The sequence below is a fragment of the Nocardioides sp. Z50_6 genome, assembly GCF_058215755.1.
The window spans coordinates 672,249-692,857 of sequence record NZ_JBZAJB010000001.1 but is presented as its reverse complement, the minus strand read 5'-3'; the positions used below and the strand labels follow the sequence as shown (position 1 = coordinate 692,857).

Here is a 20,609-nt window from a genome sequence, read left to right as displayed (position 1 = left end):
CGCCGGTCGGACCGGCACTACTGGGCCGAGCGCACCCGGATCCCGGTCAGCGGCACGGTCACCGCGCCCGAGGGGTCGGTGAAGAAGTCGTTGCCCTTGTCGTCGACCACGATGAACGCGGGGAAGTCCTCGACCTCGATCTTCCAGACCGCCTCCATCCCGAGCTCGGGGTACTCGATGACCTCCTGGGACTTGATGCAGTCCTGGGCGAGCCGGGCGGCGGGGCCGCCGATCGAGCCGAGGTAGAAGCCGCCGTGGGTGCCGCAGGCGTCGGTGACCTGCTTGGAGCGGTTGCCCTTGGCCAGCATCACCATGGAGCCCCCGGCGGCCTGGAACTGCTCGACGTAGGAGTCCATCCGGCCCGCGGTGGTCGGGCCGAAGGAGCCCGAGGCCATCCCTTCCGGGGTCTTGGCGGGGCCGGCGTAGTAGACGGGGTGGTTGCGCAGGTACTCCGGCATCGGCTCGCCGGCGTCGAGGCGCTCCTTGATCTTGGCGTGCGCGATGTCGCGGGCCACCACCAGCGGGCCGGTCAGGGAGAGCCGGGTCTTGACCGGGTGCTTGGAGAGCTCGGCCAGGATCTCGGCCATCGGCCGGTTCAGGTCGATCTTGACGACCTCGCCGCCCGCGATCTCCTCGGCCATCCCGGCGTCGGGCATGTACTGGGCCGGGTCCATCTCGAGCTGCTCGAGGAAGACGCCGTCCGGGGTGATCTTGCCCAGCGCCTGCCGGTCGGCGGAGCAGGAGACCGCGATGGCCACGGGGCAGGAGGCGCCGTGCCGCGGCAGCCGGACCACCCGCACGTCGTGGCAGAAGTACTTGCCGCCGAACTGGGCGCCGATGCCGAACTCCTGGGTGAGCTTGAAGACCTGCTCCTCCAGCTCGAGGTCGCGGAAGCCGTGCGCGGCCATGGAACCTTCGGTCGGCAGGTTGTCCAGGTAGTGCGCCGAGGCGTACTTGGCGGTCTTCATCGCGAACTCGGCGCTGGTGCCGCCGATCACGATGGCCAGGTGGTACGGCGGGCAGGCGGCGGTGCCGAGCGAGCGGATCTTCTCGTCCAGGAACTCCAGCATCCGCTTGGGGTTGAGGACGGCCTTGGTCTCCTGGAACAGGAACGACTTGTTGGCCGAGCCGCCGCCCTTGGCCATGAAGAGGAACTTGTACTCCGGCCGCCCGCTGCTCTGCGGCGTGGAGTAGATCTCGATCTGGGCCGGCAGGTTGGTGCCGGTGTTCTTCTCCTCGTACGTCGTCAGGGGAGCGAGCTGGGAGTAGCGCAGGTTGAGCTTGGTGTAGGCGTCGTAGACGCCCCGGCTGATCGCCTCGCCGTCGTCGGCGCCGGTGAGCACACCCTCGGTCTTCTTGCCCATCACGATCGCGGTGCCGGTGTCCTGGCACATCGGCAGCACGCCGCCGGCCGAGATGTTGACGTTCTTGAGCAGGTCGAGCGCCACGAAGCGGTCGTTGCCGCTGGCCTCGGGGTCGTCGATGATCTTGCGCAGCTGGGCCAGGTGGGCCGGGCGCAGGTAGTGGCTGATGTCGTGCATCGCCTCGGCGGTGAGCCGCTGGATCGCCTCGGGGGAGACCTTGAGGAAGGTCTGGACCTCGCCGTCCTGGGTGGCCGCCTCGAACGTGGAGACGCCTTCGGTGGTGATCAGCCGGTACGGCGTCTCGTCGCGTCCGGTGGGCAGCAGGTCGGAGTAGCGGAACTCCGGGCCGGCCGCGGCGGCGGGGGCGGCTGGGGTGGCGGGCGAGGGGATGCTCGGAGTGCTCACGGACGGTGAGGTTACCTCCGGGCGCGCCCCTGCCCGGTCACCGGCTCAGACCTCGTCGCGCGGCCCGGAGCCGAGCACCTGCGCCACCACGTCCGCGAGGAACGTCGGCACGGGGTCGAGCAGGGCCGGGTCCGCCGCCTTCGGGTCGAGGCCGTATCCGCGGGGGGCGGTCACCGTCGCCTCGATCACGAGCACGCCCGGCTGTGCCGGATCGTCCAGCGCGAGGGCCCAGCCCTGTGCGGGGAGGCCGGTGTTCTCGGCGGGGGCGTACTCCAGGGCGGGGTGCCCGGCCACCTCGGTCTCGTCGGCGCCGAAGGAGTAGATGTCCTCGAGCGTGGACCAGGAGGCGGCGGCGGTCAGGTGGAGCGCGTGGTCGGGCTCGCCGAAGAAGCACGCCGGCCGCGCCGGGCCCTCCCGGTCGTTGCGGTGCAGCCGGCTGTCCCGCGAGAGCACGCCGGTGCCGGCCACCAGGTCCTCGCCGAAGTGCTCCCGCACCAGCGGGAGGAGGGCCGCGCAGGTCACCCGCGGGTCCGACCCGGCCGCGCGCACGAGGTCGGCCGGGTCCGGCGGCACCTCCGCGTCGCTCGCGGGCGCGCAGCCGCGCTCCTCGGCGGCGAGGACGTGCACGCACGCCCCGACCGCGGCGAGGTCGGAGTCCTCGGCCGGGCCGGAGAGGGTCGCCGGGTCGGGGTCGTCGGCGGAGTAGAGAAGTGTCTCGCCGGTCAGGTCGGGGAGGTCGGGCGCACCCTCTCCGAAGGCGGTCAGCATCGCGGTGGCCGCCGCGCGGGACGCCTCGCAGCTGGCGGTGGCGACCCGCAGTCGCAGCGTGTCGGCGCCGATGGGGAGCGGGGCGGGCAGCGGCGCCACGGCGACGTCGAGGACACACTCGTCGGGTCCACGAGCCTCGACCGCGGCCCGGCCCTCGACCTCCAGCTCCTTCTCGAGCACGACGGCCCCCGCGACCCCGGCCGGCACCTCCGGGTCCCGGGCGACCAGCTCGGTGCCGGCGACGTGGCTGAGGGCGACGCCCAGGATGCGGCCCGACAGGCCGCCGCCTCCCGGGCCCTGCACCGAGCACTCGCCCGACCGCTCGCCGGGAGCCTCGAAGATGGAATGGACCAGGCGCTCGTCCTCCCTCAGGTCGCCGTGTGCGGCGAGCACCCACTCGCAGGCCGGGACGGAGGCGGGGGAGGCGGGGGCCGTCACCGTCTCCGGCTCCCGCTGCAGGAGGTACGCCACCCCGGTCGCCAGCTCGTCGAGGTCTGCGCAGGCGTCGTCGCGGGCGGAGACCCGCACCGCCAGCTGCTGGCTCACGGGCAGGTAGTAGCCGCAGGGGGAACCCGGGATGAAGGCGTAGGCCACCGCCCCCGCCAGGAAGCCCCGGGCGCGGTGGCGGCGCGCGTCCTGGGGGAGTGGGACGCCGAGCAGCACGTCCACCCTCCCGGACGCACCGCCCAGCTCGCACCAGCTCGGGGAGTGAGCCCGCGCCGGGCGCGGGGCTCCCGCCGCGAGGGCGAGGGCGCACGGGTCGAGGGCGGCCAGACGGCGGTCGACCGCGGCCCGGTCGCGGTCGGGGTTGACCACGGCCGCCGGGACGGCCTGCTCGGGCGAGGCCGCCGCGTCGTCGCCGGGAGCATCGTCGAGCAGGGAGCACCCGGCCGTCAGCGCGAGGACGAGCACGAGGAACGGCACGGACGCGGCGCGGCGCAGGGACATGCCGGACACCCTTCCCCGGGGGGGCACGGCGCAAACCGACTCTTTCCCGCCTTCGCCCACCAGGGACCGGCTCAGCCGAGCAGGTCGCCGACCGCGTCCTCGACGAACGCAGGCACGGGTCGCATCCGCGACCGGTCCACGGGTGCCCCCCGCCCCAGGCCGTGGTCGCGGTCGGGGGTGAGCAGCACGTCGATCCACAGCACCCCGGGCTGGTCCGGCTCGCCGAGAGCGACCGCCCAGCTCCGTCCCGGTCGGTCCCCCATCCTGCGGTCCACCGCCAGGGCGGCGCGACCGACCACCTCGGTCTCCCTCCCCACGGGCGCGAGGTCCTCCAGGGGCGTCGCGACGATGCCCGCCGACACGTGCAGCGAGTGGGTCGGCTCGCCGAGGAAGCAGGCGGGGGTGGAGTCGTCCGGCTGGGGGGTCCACAGAGAGACTCCGGAGGCCGCGTCCAGCACGCCGGTCCCGGCCACGACGCGCGGATCGAGCTGATCGAGCGCGTGCGGGAGCAGGGCGGCGCAGAGGACCGCCGGGTCCGCCTGCGCGGCCCGCAGCCGGGCGGCTGGCTCCTCGGGCACCTGCACCTCGTCCGGCAGCGGCGCGCACCCGCGCTGCACGGCCTGCACGATCTCGGTGCAGGTCCCGACGGCCGCGAGGTCGGACTCGCCTCGCGGGTACAGCACGGGACCGTCCGTCAGCAGGTCGGTGGGCAGCTCCGTGGGCAGCTCCGTGTCTGCCTCGGTGAGCATCTTCGCCGCGGCCCGGCGCGCGCCGGGGCAGTCGGGCGCCAGCACGCGCAGACGCAGGATGTCGGCGGTGCCCGAGGGCACCTGGGGTGCCACCGGGGAGACGGCGACGCTCAGCGTGCAGCCCTCCCCCCAGCCGCCCTCCCGGTCGTCGACCGTGGCGACGTGGCCCGCCACCGTGACGGGCCGCACCGGCGGCGACGGCACCACGAGGTCCGCCCGGGTCCCGTAGTCGAGGGAGACGCCGAGCAGGAGGTCGCCGAGGACCGGCGGATCGGCGCCGCCGCGCACGGAGCACTCGCCGCTGCCTCCGTTCGAGCCGAACAGGTAGGGCTCGAGGGACTCGCCGTCGGTGAGCTCGCCGTGGCCGTGCAGGACCCACTCGCAGGCGGGCACCAGGGCCGCGGAGGGCTCGGCCAGCGCCGCCTCCGGATCCCGGGTGAGCAACTGGGCCACTGCTCGCGCGGTGCGGCGAGTCTGGGCGCAGGAGCTGTTGAACGAGCTCACCTCGATCGCCCGCTCCTGGTCGACCGGGAGCTGCCAACCGCAGTGCATGCTCACCGGGGTGGTGTGGTAGGCCACCACCCCGCCGAGGACGTCCCGGGTCCGGTAGTAGCGGTCGTCCTGGGAGAGCGTCGTCCCGATCTCGAGATCAACGACCCGACCCCGCTCGTCCGAGACCCGGCACCACCCGGGCGCCACCGCCAGCGCGTCCGTCTCGCCCGGCCACCCGGACCGGCCGAGCGTGCACGGGTCGAGCGCCGCCAGCCGCCGGGCCACGGTGTCGGGGTCCCGGTCCGGCACGGTCGCCGCCTCGCGGACCACCGGCTGGACCGGCTGGGCCTCGACCTCGCCGCCGTCGGAGGTCCAGCAGCCGGCCAGCAGGAGCAGGGGAACGGCGAGGAGGGGGAGGCGAGGCGAGGACATGCCCGCCACCCTCCCCGCCTCGGAGCCCCCCAAAACGCGGCCCGGGCGAGGCCGTGGATCGGTCTAGCCCGGTCGCCCCGCCGGAGGTCGGCGGCGCCGAGGGGGCGTCGCCGCGCTAGATTGCACCTAGGTTTCACCGTCACAGCCCTGGAGGTCTGAGTGAAGTTCCGCCGTTCCCTCGTCTCGATCGCGGCCCTCGCGACGATGGCGTCCCTCGCCGCGTGCGCTGCGCCCGAGTCCGACTCCGACAACGCCGACAGCGACGCCGCCAAGGCCACCTCCGTCGAGGACTTCGGCGACTTCGACGGTCTCGTCGAGGCCGCGCAGGAGGAGGGCGAGCTCAACGTCATCGCGCTGCCCCCGGACTGGGCCAACTACGGCGAGATGATCTCCACCTTCGAGGAGAAGTACGACATCAAGGTCAACTCCGCGCAGCCCGATGCGGCCAGCCAGGACGAGATCAACGCGGCCAACGACCTCAAGGGGAGCACGCGCGCCCCCGACGTCTTCGACCTCGGGCAGTCGGTCGCGCTCGCCAACGTCGACATGTACGCGCCCTACAAGGTGCAGACCTGGGACGACATTCCCGAGCAGTTCAAGGCCGCGGACGGCGAGTGGGTCAACGACTACGGCGGCTTCATGTCCATCGGCTACGACTCCTCGGCCGTGCCGGAGATCAAGACCCTCGACGACCTGCTGAAGCCCGAGTTCAAGGGCAAGGTCGCGCTCAACGGCGACCCGACGCAGGCCGGCGCCGCGTTCTCGGGCGTGGTGATGGCCTCCATCGCCAACGGCGGCTCGGTCGAGGACATCAAGCCCGGCGTCGACTGGTTCGCCAAGCTGAAGAAGGCCGGCAACTTCATCCCGGTCGACCCGACCCCGGCCACGATCGAGTCCGGCCAGACCCCGGTGGTCATCGACTGGGACTACAACAACGCCGCGATCACCAACGACATCGACACCTGGGAGGTGGTGGTCCCCGCCGAGGCGCCGATCGCCGGCTACTACTTCCAGGCGATCAACGCCGACGCCCCGCACCCGGCGGCCGCACGCCTGTGGCAGGAGTTCCTCTACAGCGACGAGGGGCAGAACATCTGGCTCGCCGGCGGCGCCCGGCCGATCCGCGCCGACGCGATGGTCGAGGCCGGCACCATCGACGAGGAGCTCTGGGCCAACCTGCCCGAGGTGAGCGGCGACCCGGTCGTGCCCACCGACAAGGAGTCCGAGCAGATGGCGGCCTACCTGGCCGACAACTGGGCCAAGGCCGTCGGCTGACGGTGAGCACCCACGTCTCCACCTCGACGGGTCGGCGCTTCGGCGTCGGCCCGTCGGTGGGTCTGCTGCCGTTCCTGGTCTTCGTCACCGCGTTCCTGGTCGTCCCCACGATCACCGTGGTCGTCGGCGCCTTCCAGGACACCGACGGCGGCTTCTCCACCGAGAAGATCGAGGCGCTGGGCGGCGAGACCGCCCTGCGTGCGCTGTGGCAGAGCGTGGTGCTCTCCGCCTCCTCCGCTGCCATCGGCGCGGTGCTGGGCGCGGTGCTCACCTACCTGGTGGTCAGCTCGCCGCCCGCCTCGTTGGTGCGCCGGGTGGTGACCTCGATCTGCAGCGTGCTCGCCCAGTTCGGCGGGGTCACGCTGGCCTTCGCGTGGATGGCGACGCTGGGCTTCGGGGGCCTGCTCACCAACCTGCTGGCCGACGTCTTCGGGATGGACGCGACCGGCTCCGGCTGGCTCTACGACCTGCCCGGGCTGATCCTGGTCTACACCTACTTCCAGATCCCGCTGATGGTGATCGTCTTCCTCCCCGCCATGGAGGGACTGCGCCCGCAGTGGCGCGAGGCGGCCGTCAACCTCGGCGCCAGCACCCGGCAGTACTGGACCCAGGTGGGCTTCCCGCTGCTGCTCCCGGCCTTCCTGGGCTCGGCACTGCTGCTCTTCGCCAACGCGTTCGCCGCCTACGCGACCGCGGCCGCCCTGGTCAGCCAGGGCGCCCCGATCACCCCGCTCTTGATCCGCTCCGCGCTGACCAGCGAGGTGGTCCTGGGCCAGGCCAACTTCGCCTTCGCCCTGGCGCTTCAGATGATCCTGGTGGTGGTGGTCGTGATGATCGGCTACGCGCTGCTGCTGCGTCGTACCTCGAGGTGGCTCCAGTGACGGCCGGGCGCGTGGCCGGCCGCGTGGTGCGCGGCCTGCTGATCGCGGCCTTCGCGACGTTCTTCCTGCTGCCCCTGGTGGCGCTGCTCGACTTCAGCACCAAGGTGCGCGGCGGCGGCCGCTCGGGCGAGGCGTGGCGCGGCCTGCTCGACGACCCGACGATGTCCCAGGCCATCGTGACCAGCCTGGTGCTCGCCGCGCTGACCGTGGTCGGCATGGTCGTGCTGCTGGTCCCGACGATGGTCTGGGTGCGCCTGCGGGTGCCCCGCGCCTCCCGGCTGGTGGAGTTCCTCTGCCTGCTGCCGCTGACCATCCCGGCGCTGGTGATCGTGGTCGGCAGCTCCAACGTCTACAGCTGGCTGCGCTACGTCTTCGGCGAGACCTCGCTGGTGCTGGCCTTCTCCTACGTCGTGCTGGTGCTGCCCTACGCCTACCGCGCGATCGACGCCTCGCTCGCCGCCCTCGACGTGAGCACCCTCTCCGAGGCCGCCCGCTCGCTGGGCGCCGGCTGGTGGACGGTGATCGTCCGGGTGGTGCTGCCCAACATCTGGCCCGGCGTGCTGGGTGCCGCGTTCATCTCGATCGCGCTGGTGCTGGGCGAGTACACCTTCGCCTCGCTCCTCAACTACGAGACCCTGCCGGTCGCGATCGTGCTGCTGGGCAAGAGCGACGCCCAGACCTCGATGGCGGCCGCGCTCGCCTCGATCCTCTTCGCAGCGGTCCTGCTGCTGCTCCTCTCCTTCTTCGACCGCGGTCGACGCACCATGTCCGGAGGCAAGTGATGTCCAACGAACCCCAGGTCTCGCAGCAGGACGCGAGCGGCGGACTGGCGGTCGAGCTCTCCGACCTGCACCGCCACTACGGCGAGGTCCGTGCCCTCGACGGGCTCGACCTGCGGATCGAGCCGGGCGAGATGGTGGTGCTGCTCGGTCCCTCGGGCTGCGGCAAGACCACCGCGCTGCGCATCCTGGCCGGGCTCGAGCGCCAGGACAGCGGCACGGTGCGGGTGGGGGACCGGGACCTCTCGGCCGTGCCCGCCAACAAGCGCGACATGGGGATGGTCTTCCAGGCCTACAGCCTCTTCCCGCACCTGACCGTCCTGGAGAACGTGGCCTTCGGCCTCAAGATGCGCGGCCGCGGGCGCAAGGAGCGGCGGGACCGGGCCGGCGACATGCTCGACCTGGTGGGCCTGGGCGAGCACAAGGCGCGCTACGCCCACCAGCTCTCCGGTGGCCAGCAGCAGCGGGTGGCGCTGGCTCGCGCCCTTGCCGTGGAGCCCTCGGTGCTGCTGCTCGACGAGCCGCTCTCGGCGCTGGACGCCAAGGTCCGGGTGCAGCTGCGCGACGAGATCCGCAAGGTCCAGCTCGACGTCGGCACCACCACCCTCTTCGTCACCCACGACCAGGAGGAGGCGCTCGCGGTGGCCGACCGGGTCGGGGTGATGAACGCCGGCCGTCTCGAGCAGCTGGCCCCGCCGGCCGAGCTCTACTCCGCGCCCGCGACGGCCTTCGTCGGGGAGTTCGTGGGGCTCTCCAACCGGGTGCCGGCGACCGTCGAGTCGGGCCACGCCAACGTGCTGGGTCAGCGGGTGCCGGTGCTCGACGGATCGGCCACGGGCCAGGGCCTGGCGCTGGTGCGCCCCGAGTCGCTGGAGCTGACCGCCGACCCGGAGGGGAGCGCCACCGTGGTCTCGGTGGGCTTCCTCGGGCCGGTCTCGCGGGTCCACGTCGCCCTGCCCGACGGGCCCGAGCTGGTCGCCCAGCTGGCCAGCTCGGAGGCCTCCGGGCTGCGCCCGGGCGACCGCGTCGCGCTGGGCGTGAATCCGGCGCCGGTGCTGGTCGTCGGCGCCTGAGGGCGCACCGGCCGCCGGGCGCGGCCGCCGGCCGGCCGCGGTCACCACTCTGGACACCTGCTCGGGACCTTGGCTATCGTCGCTGACGTCCACCACGGGAGCCTGCGGCAGCGGGCTGAGAGGGAGCTGAGCCGCTCCGACCGTAGAACCTGATCCGGGTCATGCCGGCGAAGGAAGCGTCAGGAGTCCAGGTGTTGCTGCCCCGTCTGTTCTGCCTCGTGTCCGCCAGGGACGACCTCTCCCTGCTGCCCGACCTCGCCGCGGCCGGCGTCGACGGCTTCCAGGTGCGAGAGAAGACCGGCACCGACCGGGAGGTCCTCGACCTGACCCGGACGGTGGTGGGCGCGGTGCGCCCGGCGGGCGCCCGGGTGGTCGTCGACGACCGGCTCGACGTCGCCCTCGCGGCCGGGGCCGACGGCGTCCACCTCGGTGCCGACGACCTGCCCGTGGCCGCCGCCCGCCGGGTCGCCCCCGACCTGCTCGTGGGTGCCACCTGCCGCAGCCGCGACGACGTGCTGCGGGCCGCGGCCGCGGGGGCGTCCTACGCCGGCTTCGGGCCGGTCTGGTCGAGCTCGAGCAAGAGCGGCATCCCCGACCCGCTCGGGGCCTTCGCACTCACCTGGGCGACGGGCGTGCTGCCGCTGGTCGCCATCGGCGGGGTGGACGCCGGGCGCGCGGCCCGGGCGCGCGGGGCGGGGGCGCACGGGGTCGCGGTGATCGCCGGGATCTGGGCCTCGCGGGATCCGGTGGCGGCGGCCAAGGAGCTGGTGGCGGCCCTCGCGTGAGCCTGCGGGTGCGAGTCCTCGGGGCCGGGATCATCGGGCTCGCCTGCGCCGAGGAGCTGGCGAACCGCGGTCACCGGGTCACGGTGCAGGACCCGGTGCCGGGGAGCGGAGCGTCCTGGGCGGCCGCCGGGATGCTCTGCCCGGCGGGGGAGACCTGGCACGGGGAGACCGACCTGCTCACGGCCGGGCGCCGGTCGGCGCGGCTCTGGCCGGGGCTGGCCGGCCGGCTGGGGCTGAGGCTGCAGACGGCCGGCACGCTGCTGGTGGGCCACGACGCCGGGGACCTCCAGGAGCTCGCCCGGCAGGCCGGGCTGCTCGAGGCCCTCGGGGAGCCGGTGGAGGAGCTGGACCGGGTGGCGCTCCGGGCCGCCGAGCCCTGCCTGGGCCGCAGCGCCGGAGGGTTCCGGCTGCCCGCCGACCTCGCCGTCGACCCGCGGGCCGTCATGGCCGCTCTGCGGCGGCGGCTCGGCGAGGCGCTGGTCCCCGGCGAGTGGCTCCTCGACCGGGAGCCCGCCCCCGGACCCGACCACGACGCGGTCGTGGTGGCGACCGGGTCGCGGCTGCCGACGCCGTTCGCCGGGCTGGTCCGCGGGGTGCGCGGCGAGGTGCTGCGGGTGCGCAGCGCGGACCCGCCGCGTCACGTGGTGCGCGGCCTGGTGCGCGGGCGAGCGGTCTACCTGGTGCCGCGCCCGGACGGCGAGGTGGTGGTCGGCGCGACCGCCGAGGAGCACGACACCGGCCCGGAGGTGACCGCGGGCGGGGTGCACGGCCTGCTCGACGCGGGCCGCGCACTTCTTCCGGCGCTCGACCGGGCGACCTGGCTGGAGGCGGTGGCCCGGGACCGTCCCGGCACCCGCGACAACCGGCCGCTGGTCGGCCCCACCCCCCTGCCGGGGGTGTTGCTGGCCGCCGGCCACCACCGTCACGGCGTGCTGCTGGCCCCGCTGACCGCGCGCCTGGTCGCCGACCACCTGGAGTCGGGGACCGTCCATCCGCCCTGGGACCCGCGCCGGCGGCCCGCGGCGACACCGCACCCGAGGAGGAGCCCATGAGGATCGTGGTCAACGGACGACCGATCGAGGTGCCCGAGGAGGACCTCGCCACCCTGCTGCGCCACCGCAGGGTGCCCGAGACCGGGTGCGCGGTCGCCGTCAACGGAGTGGTGGTGCCGCGGGCGGCCCGGGTCGGGCACGCCCTGCGGCCCGGCGACGTCGTCGAGGTGGTGCAGGCGGTGCAGGGCGGATGAGCGCCGCCGGGGACCCGTTGCTGATCGCGGGGGAGACCCTCGCCTCCCGGCTGCTGCTCGGCACCGGCGGGCTGCCGCGCCTCTCCCTGCTCCCGGAGGTGCTGCGCGCCGCCGACCCTGGCCTGGTCACCGTGAGCATGCGCCGGACGCCGGGCACGGGTGCGGATGGGCTGCTCGGGACGCTGCGCGCCCACGGCGTCCGGCTGCTCCCCAACACCGCCGGCTGCACCAGCGCCCGGGAGGCGGTGTTCACCGCCGAGCTGGCCCGCGACGCGCTGGAGACCGACTGGGTCAAGCTCGAGGTGATCGGCGACGAGGAGTCGCTGCTGCCGGACGCCGTGGAGCTGCTCGACGCCGCCGAGCAGCTGGTGGCCCGCGGCTTCACCGTGCTGCCCTACGCGCCGCCCGACCCGGTGCTGGCCCGCCGGCTGGCCGACGCCGGGTGCGCGGCGGTGATGCCGCTGGGCTCGCCCATCGGCTCGGGCCGCGGGGTGCTCGACCCGTGGTCGCTGGAGGCGGTGGTGGCCGCGGTCGCCGTCCCGGTCGTCCTCGACGCCGGGATCGGCACCGCCTCCGACGCCGCTCTCGCCATGGAGCTGGGCTGTGCCGCGGTGCTCGCGGCCTCCGCGGTGACCCGGGCCGCGGACCCGCCGGCGATGGCGCGGGCGCTGCGGCTCGCGGTCGAGGCGGGGCGGACGGCTCGGGGTGCCGGCCGGATCCCGCGCCGGTCGGTGGCCCGGGCGTCCAGCCCGGTGGCGGGGCGGGTCGGATGAGCCCCCGCCCCCCGGCGCGACCCCCGCGGGTGGTGCTGCTCACCGACCGCGCCCAGCTGGCGCCGGGCCGTGGGCTGCTGGCGACCGTGACTGCCTGCCACGCCGCCGGGCTCCGCGCCGTGGTGGTGCGCGAGCCCGATCTGCCGGCCGCGCGCCGGCGGGCCCTGGTCGCGGCGCTCGCCGCCCTGCCGGGGCTGCGGGTCGTCTCCTCGCGGCTGCCCGACCCGGCCGCCCACGCGATGCACCTGGCGGCGGGCCAGCCGGTCCCGGCCGGGACACCGTGCTGGGGCCGCTCCTGCCACTCCCGCGCGGAGGTGGCGGAGGCGACGGCCGACGGAGCCGGGTGGGTGACGCTCTCGCCGTACGACGTCACCCGGAGCAAGCCCGGCTACGGGCCGGCGCTCCCGGCGACCGCCTTCGCCGGCCACCGGCTGCCCGTCCTCGCGCTCGGCGGGGTCGGCCCCGGGGTGGCCGCCGCCGCCCTGACGGCCGGCGCCCACGGGGTCGCGGTGATGGGCGCGGTGATGCGGGCCCCCGACCCCGCCGAGGTGGTCACCCGGCTGCTGGCCGAGGTGGGGGAGTGACGCCGCCGGTGGTGCTGACGATCGCCGGCACGGACTCGGGCGGGGCCGCGGGCCTCGCGGCCGACCTCGCCACGTTCGGCCACCTCGGCACCCACGGCGCGTGCGTGGTCACCGCCGTCACCGCCCAGGACACGCTCGGCGTGCACGCCGTCCATCCCGTCCCGTGGGAGGTGGTGGCCGCGCAGCTCGACGCCGTGCTCGGCGACCTGCCGGTGGCCGCGGTCAAGACGGGGATGCTGGGCAGCGCCGAGGTGGTCCGGCTGGTGGCCGACCGGGTCGGGGGAGCCGGCGTCCCCCTGGTGGTCGACCCGGTGCTGGTGGCCACCAGCGGGGCGGTGCTGGGGGACGCGGGGGTGGTCGCTGCCTACCGCGAGCACCTGCTGGGGCTGGCCACGGTGGCCACCCCCAACCCCGAGGAGGCGGCCGCGCTGGCCGGCTGCCCGGGCACCCAGCGGGAGCTGGCCGCCCTGCTCTCCGGGCGCGGTCACCCGGTCCTGGTCACCGGTGGCGCGAGCGGGTGCGACCTGCTGGCCCTGCCCGGCCGCGAGCCGGTGGAGGTCGCCCACCCGAGCGTGGAGACGCGCAACGACCACGGCACCGGGTGCACCCACAGCAGCGCCCTGGCCGCGCACCTCGCCCACGGCGTGCCGCTGCCCGAGGCGGCGGCACGCGCCGCGGCGTACACCGCCGGGCGGCTGGTCGTCGGCCGCGACTGGCGGCTGGGCCGCGGCCGGGGGCCGGTCGCCCACACCGCACCCGGTGCCTCGCGCCGCGACGACCGGTGAGTCTCGCCTACGCTGCGACCATGGCGATCCGGCTCGTGGCCACCGACCTCGACGGCACCCTGCTGCGCGACGACCTGAGCATCAGCCCGCGCACCCGGGCCGCCCTCGACGCGGCGCGTGCCGCGGGCGTCCACGTGGTGCCGGTGACCGCGCGGCAGCCGATCGGGGTCCGCCGCATCGCCGAGCAGGCCGGCTTCGACGGCTGGGCGGTCTGCAGCAACGGCAGCCTGGGCGTCCACCTGGGCACCGGCGAGCGCCTGTTCGAGAGCCACCTGGAGGTCGAGGTGCAGCGCAGGCTCGTCGAGGCGCTGGCCGAGGCGGTGCCGGGGGTGCTCTGCTGCAGCGTGCGCGAGGGCGGCGAGCTCTTCGTCGCCCAGGAGGGGTACGCCGCGATCGCGACCTTCGAGGACCACAAGCGCGACGTCGCCACGATGGGCGGCCACCCGGTCGCCGACGTGCTGGCCGCGCCCAGCCTCAAGCTGATCGTGCGGCACCCCGAGCTCGCCGTCGAGGAACTGGCCGAGCGGCTCGCGGCCCTCGGTCTCGGCGGGTTCGCCACCACGCGCTCGGGGGCGCCGTTCCTCGAGGTGATGGCGCAGGGGGTGAGCAAGGCGTGGGGTCTGGCCCGGCTCTGCGAGGAGCTCGGCGTCGAGGCCGGCGAGGTGCTGGCCTTCGGGGACGCCCTCAACGACGTCGAGATGCTCACCTGGGCGGGCCACGGCGTGGCGGTCGGCAACGCGTCGCCGGCCGTCCGGGCGGCGGCCGACCGGGTGACGGCGAGCAACCAGGACGACGGGGTGGCCCTGGTTCTGGAGGAGATCGCCGGCTCGGCCGCAGGTGCTCGCTAGGCTGACGCCCATGGACCAGCCCGACCCCTCCCGCCTGCGCATCTCGGACCAGGACCGGCACCGGGTCGCGGAGGCCCTCCGCGAGGCCGCGGCCGAGGGCCGTCTCGACCTCGACGAGCTGGACGAGCGCCTGGAGGCCGCCTACGGCGCCAAGGTGTACGCCGACCTGGTGCCGTTGACCGCGGACCTCCCCGGCGCCACCCCGACGAGCCTGCAGCCGTTCGGGCAGACGCTGCCGGTGCCCCGGCCGACGCCCGGCCTGCCCGCCACCGTGAGCCACCACAGCTCGGTGGCCATCCTCTCCGGTGTCGACCGCAAGGGCGTGTGGCAGATCGGGTCGACCCACACCGCCTTCTCGATGATGGGGGCGGTCCTGCTCGACCTGCGCGAGGCCCGCTTCAGCGCCACCGAGACGATCATCAACGCCAACACGGTGATGGGCTCGGTCGACATCTACGTCAACGCCGGCACCCACGTGGTGGTGGAGGGCTTCGGGGTGATGGGCGCCTTCGACCAGGCCCGCGACAAGGTCCCGGCCGACCTGCGCCCCGACTCCCCGGTGGTCCGGGTCAAGGGCGTCGCCCTGATGGGCGCGGTGACGGTGACCCGCAAGCGGATGCCGGGGGAGCCGGGCAAGGTCAAGAAGATGCTGGGGCACTGACCGGCCCCTGACCGGCTCCTGACCGGCCCCTGACCGGCCACCGGCCACTGGGCTCGCGGGCACAGAAGAGGGCCTCACGATCCGCCTACCCGGCGGCAGCTCGTGAGGCCCTCCGTGACCGCGGGCTGTGCGTAACCTCCCGCGGGTCCGGTCGGGGCGTACCCCGGCCGGACCGGACTCATGCCGGCCCGGTGTCGCCCCCTGCCTCGCTGGCCGCGTGGATCTCGTCGCCCTCGGCGGCCAGCTCCTCGGCCTTGGCCTGGTCCTGCGGGTCCTCCCGCTCGGGGATGCGCCCGGCGTGGGCCTCGTCGACGGTGAGGTTCTCGCCGGTGGCGGGGTCGAAGAGGTGCATCCGGGAGGTGTCCACCCAGATCTCCGCCTCGTCGCCCTCGGCGATCCGGCTGGCGCCGTCCAGGGAGATCACCAGCTGGGTGCGCAGGGACTCGCCGTCGAGGTCCTGCTCCAGCTGGGAGAGCTGCTTCTGGACCTCCGGCGGCGCCTCGAACGGGATGTAGGCGTAGGCCTCGTTGCCCAGCCACTCCACCACGTCGACCTTGGTCCGGAAGGTGGAGCCGGACGCCTTCTTGGAGGGGTCGACGACCGAGGCGTCCTCGAAGTGCTCGGGGCGGATGCCGGCGATCAGCAGTCCCCGGCCCTTGGCCTTCTCGGCCTTCTCGGGCGAGATCTCCACCGAGCCGAACGGCAGCTTGACCGTGGTGCCGTCGACCTCCGCGGGGAGCATGTTCATCGGCGGCGAGCCGATGAAGCCGGCCACGAAGAGGTTGCCCGGGTTCTCGTAGAGCTCGCGCGGGGTGGCGAGCTGCTGGAGGATGCCGCGTTTGAGCACCGCGACCCGGTCGCCCAGGGTCATCGCCTCGGTCTGGTCGTGGGTGACGTAGACGGTGGTGATCCCCAGACGCTTCTGGAGCCGGGAGATCTCGGTGCGCATCTGCCCGCGCAGCTTGGCGTCGAGGTTGGACAGCGGCTCGTCGAAGAGGAAGGCGTCGGCGTCGCGGACGATCGCCCGGCCCATGGCGACCCGCTGCCGCTGGCCTCCCGAGAGGTTGCCGGGCTTGCGGTCCAGGTGCTCGTCGAGCTCGAGGGTCTTCGACGCGTTACGCACCTTGCGGTCGACCTCGTCGTCCTTCTCCCCGGCCAGCCGGAGCGGGAAGGCGATGTTCTCGTAGACGGTCAGGTGCGGGTAGAGGGCGTAGTTCTGGAAGACCATCGCGAGGTTGCGGTCGCGCGGTGCCAGGTCGTTGACCCGGCGGTCCCCGATCATCATGTCGCCGGAGGTGATGTCCTCCAGACCGACGATCATCCGGAGCAGCGTCGACTTGCCGCAGCCCGACGGCCCCACGAGGATCATGAACTCCCCGTCCTGCACGTCGATGCTGACGTTGTTGACGGCCGGGAAGCCGTCGCCGTAGCGCTTGACGATGTTCTTCATGGTGATGGCGGCCATGGGATCAACCCTTCACTGCGCCGGAGGTGAGGCCGGCGACGATCTTGCGCTGGAACAGCAGGACGATGACGATGATCGGGATCGTGGAGACCACGGCTCCCGCGGCCAGCAGCGAGGCCGGCCGGTTGAACGGGTCGTTGCCGACGAAGAACGACAGTGCGGCGGGGATCGGCCGTGCGGCCTCGGTGGAGGTCAGCGAGATGCCGAAGACGAAGTCGTTCCAGGCGAAGAAGAACGTCAGGATCGCCGCGGTGAAGACACCGGGGGCGGCGAGCGGGACGATCACCTTGCGGAACGCCTGCCAGGAGGTCGCCCCGTCGACCTGGGCGGCCTGCTCCATCTCCCACGGGATCTCCCGGAAGAAGGCCGACAGGGTCCAGATCGCCAGCGGCAGCGTGAACGACATGTAGGGGATGATCAGGCCGAGCCAGGTGTCGTAGATGCCGAAGGTGCGCCACATGTCGAAGAGCGGGCCGACCAGCGCCACCACCGGGAACATCGCGATGACCAGGGCGGTGGTGAGCACGAACTTCTTGCCCTTGAACTCCAGCCGGGCGATGGCGTAGGCGGCCAGCGTGGCGATGATCACCGAGAGCAGGGTGGCGATCAGCGAGATCCCGATGGAGTTGATGATCGCGCGCCGGAACTGCTCGTCGGCGAGCACGTCGGCGTAGTTCTGCCAGCCGGCGCCGCCACCCTCCTTGGGGAGGAAGCCCGGGCTGCCGGTGGTGATCGCCTCCTGCGACTTGAAGGAGAGCGAGATGATCCACGCGACCGGGAGCAGGCACCAGACGAGGATGAGGATGGCGCCGACCACGACGCCGATGCGGTTCCTGGTGTTCATCTCATCCCTCCTGCCGGGCAGCGGCAAGGTCGACGCGGAAGATCTTGACGATCAGGCCGGCTATCACCAGCACCGAGAGGAAGAGCAGCACCGAGAGTGCCGACCCGATCCCCAGCTGGAACTGCTCGATCACCTGCCGGTAGGTCAGGAAGGAGACCGACTCGGTCCCCTGTGCCCCGGCCGTCATCACGAAGATGTTGTCGAAGATGCGGTAGGCGTCCAGGGCCCGGAAGAGGACGGCGACCATGATCGCCGAGCGCATGTTGGGCAGGATCACCTTCCACAGCCGCTGCCACCAGGTGGCCCCGTCGACCTTGGCGGCCTCCAGCATGTCCTCGGAGACCTGGGCCAGCCCGGCGAGCAGGAGCAGCGACATGAAGGGCGTGGTCTTCCAGATCTCCGAGACCATGATCGCCGCGATCGCCGAGCCGTACTGGCCGAACCAGTTGAAGCTGTCGGAGATCCAGGGCAGCCACTCGTTGATGAAGCCGTTGCTGTTGCTGAAGGCGAACTGCCAGGCGAACCCGGAGACAACGGTGATGATGCCGTAGGGGATCAGGATCGAGGTCCGGATGACGCCGCGGGCGAAGATCACCCGGTGCATCACCATGGCGAAGATGAAGCCGATCACCAGCTCCACCGCCACGGTGACCACCATGATGAACACCGTGTTGAGGGTGGTCTCCCAGAAGAGCGAGTCGGTCAGCGCGGTGATGTAGTTCTGCAGCCCGACGAACTCCCGGTCGTCGGGCGCCGTCAGGGTGTAGTTGAAGGTGCTGAGGTAGATCGCCCGCAGCATGGGGAACGCGGTGACCAGCAGCATCAGGGCGATCGCCGGCAGCACCAGCTTCTGCCCGAGCCGCTGCTCGGCCTTGGTCCGGTCGCTCATCTGGGCGGTCTTGCGGCGGTCGGCCTTGGAGTCGGGGGCCACGACGGTGCTGGTCACAGGAGCCTCTTTCCAGCCAGGATGTCGGAGAGGAACTCCGCGGATCGGCGGGGCGTGCTGTCCGGGTCGACGCTCTCGGGGGAGTGCCACACGGACTGGATCGCGCTCGAGATCTGGCTGTAGAGCGCGCTCTTGGGACGCGGCCCGCCGGCGTCGATGCTCTCCCTGAAGAGCTCGAGCAGGGAGGCGGGGTAGGCCTCGGTGAGCTCGTCGTTGTCGTAGACCGAGCCCCGCGAGGGCATCAGGCCCTCGTTGACCGCGAGCTGGGTCTGGGCCTCGGGCGTGGTCACGCAGACGGCCGCCTCCTTGGCCCACTCCACGTTCTCGGAGTAGGAGCCGACCCCGATGTTGATGCCGCCCAGCGGGGGCCGGGACTCCTCGCCCTCGACGGTGGCCGGGTAGCGGTTCCAGCCGAGGTCGTCGAGGTCGTCGCCGGTGCCCTCGTAGTTCTTGTAGACGAAGGTCCAGTTGACCATGAACTCCCCGGCGCCGTCCTCGGGGAACATCTGGCCCAGGCTGGTGCCCTCGTTGGAGACGGTGAGGTCGGCCTGCGCGGCGTCGGAGGAGGCGAGCTTGGCGATGATCCGGGCCGCCTCGCGGCCCGCGTCGTCGTCCAGGGTGACCTCGGCGTCGCGGCCGGCCTCGGTGTCGGTGACGATGTCGCCGCCGGCGCCGAGGACCATGGCGTTGATCCACACCACGTAGCCCTCGTAGCGGTTGGCCTGGACGCCCACGGTGCCGCCGTTCTCAGCGGCGGCGTCGATGATCTGGTCCCAGGTCCAGTCCTGCTCGGGGTCGAGGCCGGCGGCCTCGGCGAGGGACTTGCGGTACCAGGTGACCTGGGTGTTCGCCCACTGCGGAGCGGCCACCACCTCGTCCTCCCACAGCACCGTGTCGGCCGGGCCCTCGAGCACGTCGTCGTCGACCACCGCGTCGGCCTGCTCGCCGTCGAAGGGGGCGAGCCAGCCCGCGTTGGCGAACTCCGGGATGAAGACCGGGTCGAGGCTCATCAGGTCGGTCGAGGAGTCCTCGGCGGCGAGCCGGCGAGCCAGCTGGGTGCGCTGGTCGGTGGCGCTGGAGGGCAGCAGCTGGATGGAGATGTCGTAGTCGTCGGTGCTGCAGTCCTCGGCGAGCTGGTTGAGGGTCTCCTGCCCGTCGGGGTTGATGTACCAGTTGAGCGTCGCCTTGCCGGAGTCGTCACCGGAGCACGCCGCGAGCATGCCGGAGCACAGCGCCAGGGCGGCCACCGCGACCCCTGTGCGCCGACGCCTGGAACTGCCTCTCATGGGGGTTCCCATGTGTCCCTCCCTCTGTGTCCTAGATCACATGTAGTCCACCCGGGGGGCGATGGCAACCCCCCGCGCCGTTGGCCGGGGGGTACCCGGGAGTGACGGAAGTGATGCCACACACGTCCCATTTGCGCGCGTCGACGAGGGATCGGCGCCCGTGCCGGCGGCCGTGGAGGCGCTGACGCCGGCCGCTGGCGACCGAGGTGCCGACCCGGTCCGGGTCGGCGCGCCGCCGGTCAGGTCGGGGGTGCTGAGCCCGGGTCCCGCCCGCCGTCGGCGGCCCGGTCGGCCGTCCGTCGGATGACGTCGACGAAGCCCGGGTGGAGTGCCTCGGGCAGGTCGTGGCCCATCCCGTCGATCAGGACGAGCTCGGCGCCCGGCACCGCCGCGGCGGTGGCCCGACCGCCCGAGACGTGCACCATGTGGTCGGAGAGCCCGTGGATCACGCTGGTCGGGATCCGCAGGCCCCGCAGCCGCCGGGTGCGGTCGGGCTGGGTGAGCACGGCGAGGGTCTGCCGCAGCACCCCGCGGGCGTCGAAGCCCCGGTCGTAGGTCTCCCGGGCGCGCGCTGCCAGCACCTCGTGGTCCGCCGGGTAGCCGGGGGAGCCGATCGCCTTCCACAGGGCGGCGCTGGCCTGCACGTAGGCCTCCCGGCCGGGACTGCGGGGGGCGACGAGGGTGGGGAGGAGCTGGGGGCTCTGCCAGCCGACCGTGCGTCGCCCGGTGGTCGACATGATGCTGGTCAGCGAGCGCACCCGCCGCGGCGCGGTGACGGCCATCGTCTGGGCGATCATCCCGCCCAGGGAGACACCGGCCACGTGGGCCCCCTGCAGGCCGAGGTGGTCCATCAGGCCGAACGCGTCGCCCGCCATGTCGTCGAGCGAGTACGGCGCCCGCACCCGTCGGCCCAGGAACGCCCGCACCAGCATCCCCCGGCTGACCCGGGATGCGAGGTGGGTGGAGCGACCGGTGTCGCGGTTGTCGTAGCGGATGACGAAGAACCCCTCGCGGGCCAGCAGCTCGCACAGGTCGGCGGGCCACCAGGTCATCGGTCCGCCCAGGCCCATCACCAGCAGCAGCGGCTCGTCCTCCTGGGCGCCGAACGTCTGGTAGCAGAGCTCGATGCCGGGGCTCACCGGGGCCAGCAGCTCGTCGGAGACCGGGACCGGCTCGGGCGGCTCCGGGGTACGCGGGGGCATGGTCGAAGTCAACACGAG

Annotated in this window: 20 protein-coding genes and 1 riboswitch; of the genes, 12 read left to right on the top strand and 8 right to left on the bottom strand. The window is 73.3% G+C overall.

The features are described from left to right. Window positions 1-17: 17 nt before the first annotated feature. From AC4BGE_RS03330 to AC4BGE_RS03320, 3 genes are all read right to left on the bottom strand, one after another. Window positions 18-1,754: a fumarate hydratase gene (locus tag AC4BGE_RS03330; protein ID WP_490574524.1), complete on the bottom strand. Its 1,737-nt coding sequence runs from the start codon at window positions 1,752-1,754 to the stop codon at window positions 18-20. A gap of 60 nt (window positions 1,755-1,814) precedes the next feature. Then, window positions 1,815-3,485, bottom strand: a complete 1,671-nt coding sequence (locus AC4BGE_RS03325; RefSeq protein ID WP_490574324.1) for a hypothetical protein — start codon at window positions 3,483-3,485, stop codon at window positions 1,815-1,817. Between the two features lie 71 nt (window positions 3,486-3,556). Further along, entirely contained in the window at window positions 3,557-5,158 is a 1,602-nt protein-coding gene (locus AC4BGE_RS03320) for a hypothetical protein (protein ID WP_490574323.1), read from the bottom strand. A 159-nt stretch (window positions 5,159-5,317) separates the two neighbouring features. On the opposite strand from AC4BGE_RS03320, the gene AC4BGE_RS03315 reads away from it, so the two are divergent. From AC4BGE_RS03315 to AC4BGE_RS03260, 12 genes are all read left to right on the top strand, one after another. Next, a complete protein-coding gene (locus AC4BGE_RS03315; protein ID WP_490571766.1) occupies window positions 5,318-6,433 on the top strand; it encodes an ABC transporter substrate-binding protein in 1,116 nt (371 codons plus the stop codon). A 2-nt stretch (window positions 6,434-6,435) separates the two neighbouring features. After that, window positions 6,436-7,314: an ABC transporter permease gene (locus tag AC4BGE_RS03310; protein WP_490574322.1), complete on the top strand. Its 879-nt coding sequence runs from the start codon at window positions 6,436-6,438 to the stop codon at window positions 7,312-7,314. After that, a complete protein-coding gene (locus AC4BGE_RS03305; protein WP_490574321.1) occupies window positions 7,311-8,096 on the top strand; it encodes an ABC transporter permease in 786 nt (261 codons plus the stop codon). The genes AC4BGE_RS03310 and AC4BGE_RS03305 overlap by 4 nt, the downstream gene beginning before the upstream one ends. Further along, a complete protein-coding gene (locus tag AC4BGE_RS03300) occupies window positions 8,096-9,166 on the top strand; it encodes an ABC transporter ATP-binding protein (RefSeq protein ID WP_490574320.1) in 1,071 nt (356 codons plus the stop codon). The genes AC4BGE_RS03305 and AC4BGE_RS03300 overlap by 1 nt, the downstream gene beginning before the upstream one ends. Window positions 9,167-9,250: 84 nt before the next feature. Then, window positions 9,251-9,360: riboswitch (TPP riboswitch) on the top strand. Window positions 9,361-9,384: 24 nt separating this feature from the next. Continuing rightward, window positions 9,385-9,951, top strand: coding sequence for a thiamine phosphate synthase (locus tag AC4BGE_RS03295; protein WP_490574319.1), 567 nt, complete (start codon window positions 9,385-9,387; stop codon window positions 9,949-9,951). Further along, the gene (gene thiO / locus AC4BGE_RS03290) at window positions 9,948-11,003 is read left to right on the top strand and encodes a glycine oxidase ThiO (RefSeq protein ID WP_490574318.1); all 1,056 of its coding nucleotides are present in this window, start codon (window positions 9,948-9,950) and stop codon (window positions 11,001-11,003) included. Before AC4BGE_RS03295 ends, thiO begins: the two co-directional genes overlap by 4 nt. Beyond that, entirely contained in the window at window positions 11,000-11,197 is a 198-nt protein-coding gene (gene thiS, locus AC4BGE_RS03285; RefSeq protein WP_490574317.1) for a sulfur carrier protein ThiS, read from the top strand. Before thiO ends, thiS begins: the two co-directional genes overlap by 4 nt. After that, the gene (locus AC4BGE_RS03280) at window positions 11,194-11,970 is read left to right on the top strand and encodes a thiazole synthase (protein ID WP_490574316.1); all 777 of its coding nucleotides are present in this window, start codon (window positions 11,194-11,196) and stop codon (window positions 11,968-11,970) included. Before thiS ends, AC4BGE_RS03280 begins: the two co-directional genes overlap by 4 nt. Continuing rightward, the gene (locus AC4BGE_RS03275) at window positions 11,967-12,554 is read left to right on the top strand and encodes a thiamine phosphate synthase (RefSeq protein WP_490574315.1); all 588 of its coding nucleotides are present in this window, start codon (window positions 11,967-11,969) and stop codon (window positions 12,552-12,554) included. Before AC4BGE_RS03280 ends, AC4BGE_RS03275 begins: the two co-directional genes overlap by 4 nt. Further along, window positions 12,551-13,339: a bifunctional hydroxymethylpyrimidine kinase/phosphomethylpyrimidine kinase gene (thiD, locus tag AC4BGE_RS03270; protein WP_490574314.1), complete on the top strand. Its 789-nt coding sequence runs from the start codon at window positions 12,551-12,553 to the stop codon at window positions 13,337-13,339. Before AC4BGE_RS03275 ends, thiD begins: the two co-directional genes overlap by 4 nt. A 20-nt stretch (window positions 13,340-13,359) precedes the next feature. Continuing rightward, on the top strand, window positions 13,360-14,187 hold the full coding sequence (locus AC4BGE_RS03265) for a Cof-type HAD-IIB family hydrolase (RefSeq protein ID WP_490574313.1): 828 nt from the start codon (window positions 13,360-13,362) through the stop codon (window positions 14,185-14,187). 10 nt (window positions 14,188-14,197) lie between these two features. Continuing rightward, window positions 14,198-14,848, top strand: a complete 651-nt coding sequence (locus AC4BGE_RS03260) for a DUF1707 SHOCT-like domain-containing protein (protein ID WP_490574312.1) — start codon at window positions 14,198-14,200, stop codon at window positions 14,846-14,848. 178 nt (window positions 14,849-15,026) lie between these two features. On the opposite strand, the gene AC4BGE_RS03255 is transcribed toward AC4BGE_RS03260, so the two are convergent. From AC4BGE_RS03255 to AC4BGE_RS03235, 5 genes are all read right to left on the bottom strand, one after another. Then, window positions 15,027-16,313, bottom strand: a complete 1,287-nt coding sequence (locus AC4BGE_RS03255) for an ABC transporter ATP-binding protein (RefSeq protein ID WP_490571778.1) — start codon at window positions 16,311-16,313, stop codon at window positions 15,027-15,029. 4 nt (window positions 16,314-16,317) lie between these two features. After that, the gene (locus AC4BGE_RS03250; RefSeq protein ID WP_490571779.1) at window positions 16,318-17,157 is read right to left on the bottom strand and encodes a carbohydrate ABC transporter permease; all 840 of its coding nucleotides are present in this window, start codon (window positions 17,155-17,157) and stop codon (window positions 16,318-16,320) included. A 1-nt stretch (window position 17,158) separates the two neighbouring features. Beyond that, window positions 17,159-18,103, bottom strand: a complete 945-nt coding sequence (locus AC4BGE_RS03245) for a carbohydrate ABC transporter permease (RefSeq protein ID WP_490571780.1) — start codon at window positions 18,101-18,103, stop codon at window positions 17,159-17,161. Continuing rightward, a complete protein-coding gene (locus AC4BGE_RS03240; RefSeq protein WP_490574311.1) occupies window positions 18,100-19,389 on the bottom strand; it encodes an extracellular solute-binding protein in 1,290 nt (429 codons plus the stop codon). The genes AC4BGE_RS03245 and AC4BGE_RS03240 overlap by 4 nt, the downstream gene beginning before the upstream one ends. Before the next feature lie 239 nt (window positions 19,390-19,628). Next, a complete protein-coding gene (locus tag AC4BGE_RS03235) occupies window positions 19,629-20,591 on the bottom strand; it encodes an alpha/beta fold hydrolase (protein WP_490574310.1) in 963 nt (320 codons plus the stop codon). Between the last annotated feature and the right edge of the window lie 18 nt (window positions 20,592-20,609).

Bases quoted from the DNA above. Each gene is read 5' to 3' on its own strand.
- AC4BGE_RS03325 (WP_490574324.1), bottom strand. From the start codon at position 3,485: ATGTCCCTGCGCCGCGCCGCGTCCGTGCCGTTCCTCGTGCTCGTCCTC.
- AC4BGE_RS03320 (WP_490574323.1), bottom strand. From the start codon at position 5,158: ATGTCCTCGCCTCGCCTCCCCCTCCTCGCCGTTCCCCTGCTCCTGCTG.
- AC4BGE_RS03300 (WP_490574320.1), top strand. From the start codon at position 8,096: ATGTCCAACGAACCCCAGGTCTCGCAGCAGGACGCGAGCGGCGGACTG.
- thiS (WP_490574317.1), top strand. From the start codon at position 11,000: ATGAGGATCGTGGTCAACGGACGACCGATCGAGGTGCCCGAGGAGGAC.
- AC4BGE_RS03280 (WP_490574316.1), top strand. From the start codon at position 11,194: ATGAGCGCCGCCGGGGACCCGTTGCTGATCGCGGGGGAGACCCTCGCC.
- AC4BGE_RS03275 (WP_490574315.1), top strand. From the start codon at position 11,967: ATGAGCCCCCGCCCCCCGGCGCGACCCCCGCGGGTGGTGCTGCTCACC.
- AC4BGE_RS03265 (WP_490574313.1), top strand. From the start codon at position 13,360: ATGGCGATCCGGCTCGTGGCCACCGACCTCGACGGCACCCTGCTGCGC.
- AC4BGE_RS03260 (WP_490574312.1), top strand. From the start codon at position 14,198: ATGGACCAGCCCGACCCCTCCCGCCTGCGCATCTCGGACCAGGACCGG.
- AC4BGE_RS03255 (WP_490571778.1), bottom strand. From the start codon at position 16,313: ATGGCCGCCATCACCATGAAGAACATCGTCAAGCGCTACGGCGACGGC.
- AC4BGE_RS03250 (WP_490571779.1), bottom strand. From the start codon at position 17,157: ATGAACACCAGGAACCGCATCGGCGTCGTGGTCGGCGCCATCCTCATC.
- AC4BGE_RS03240 (WP_490574311.1), bottom strand. From the start codon at position 19,389: ATGAGAGGCAGTTCCAGGCGTCGGCGCACAGGGGTCGCGGTGGCCGCC.
- AC4BGE_RS03235 (WP_490574310.1), bottom strand. From the start codon at position 20,591: ATGCCCCCGCGTACCCCGGAGCCGCCCGAGCCGGTCCCGGTCTCCGAC.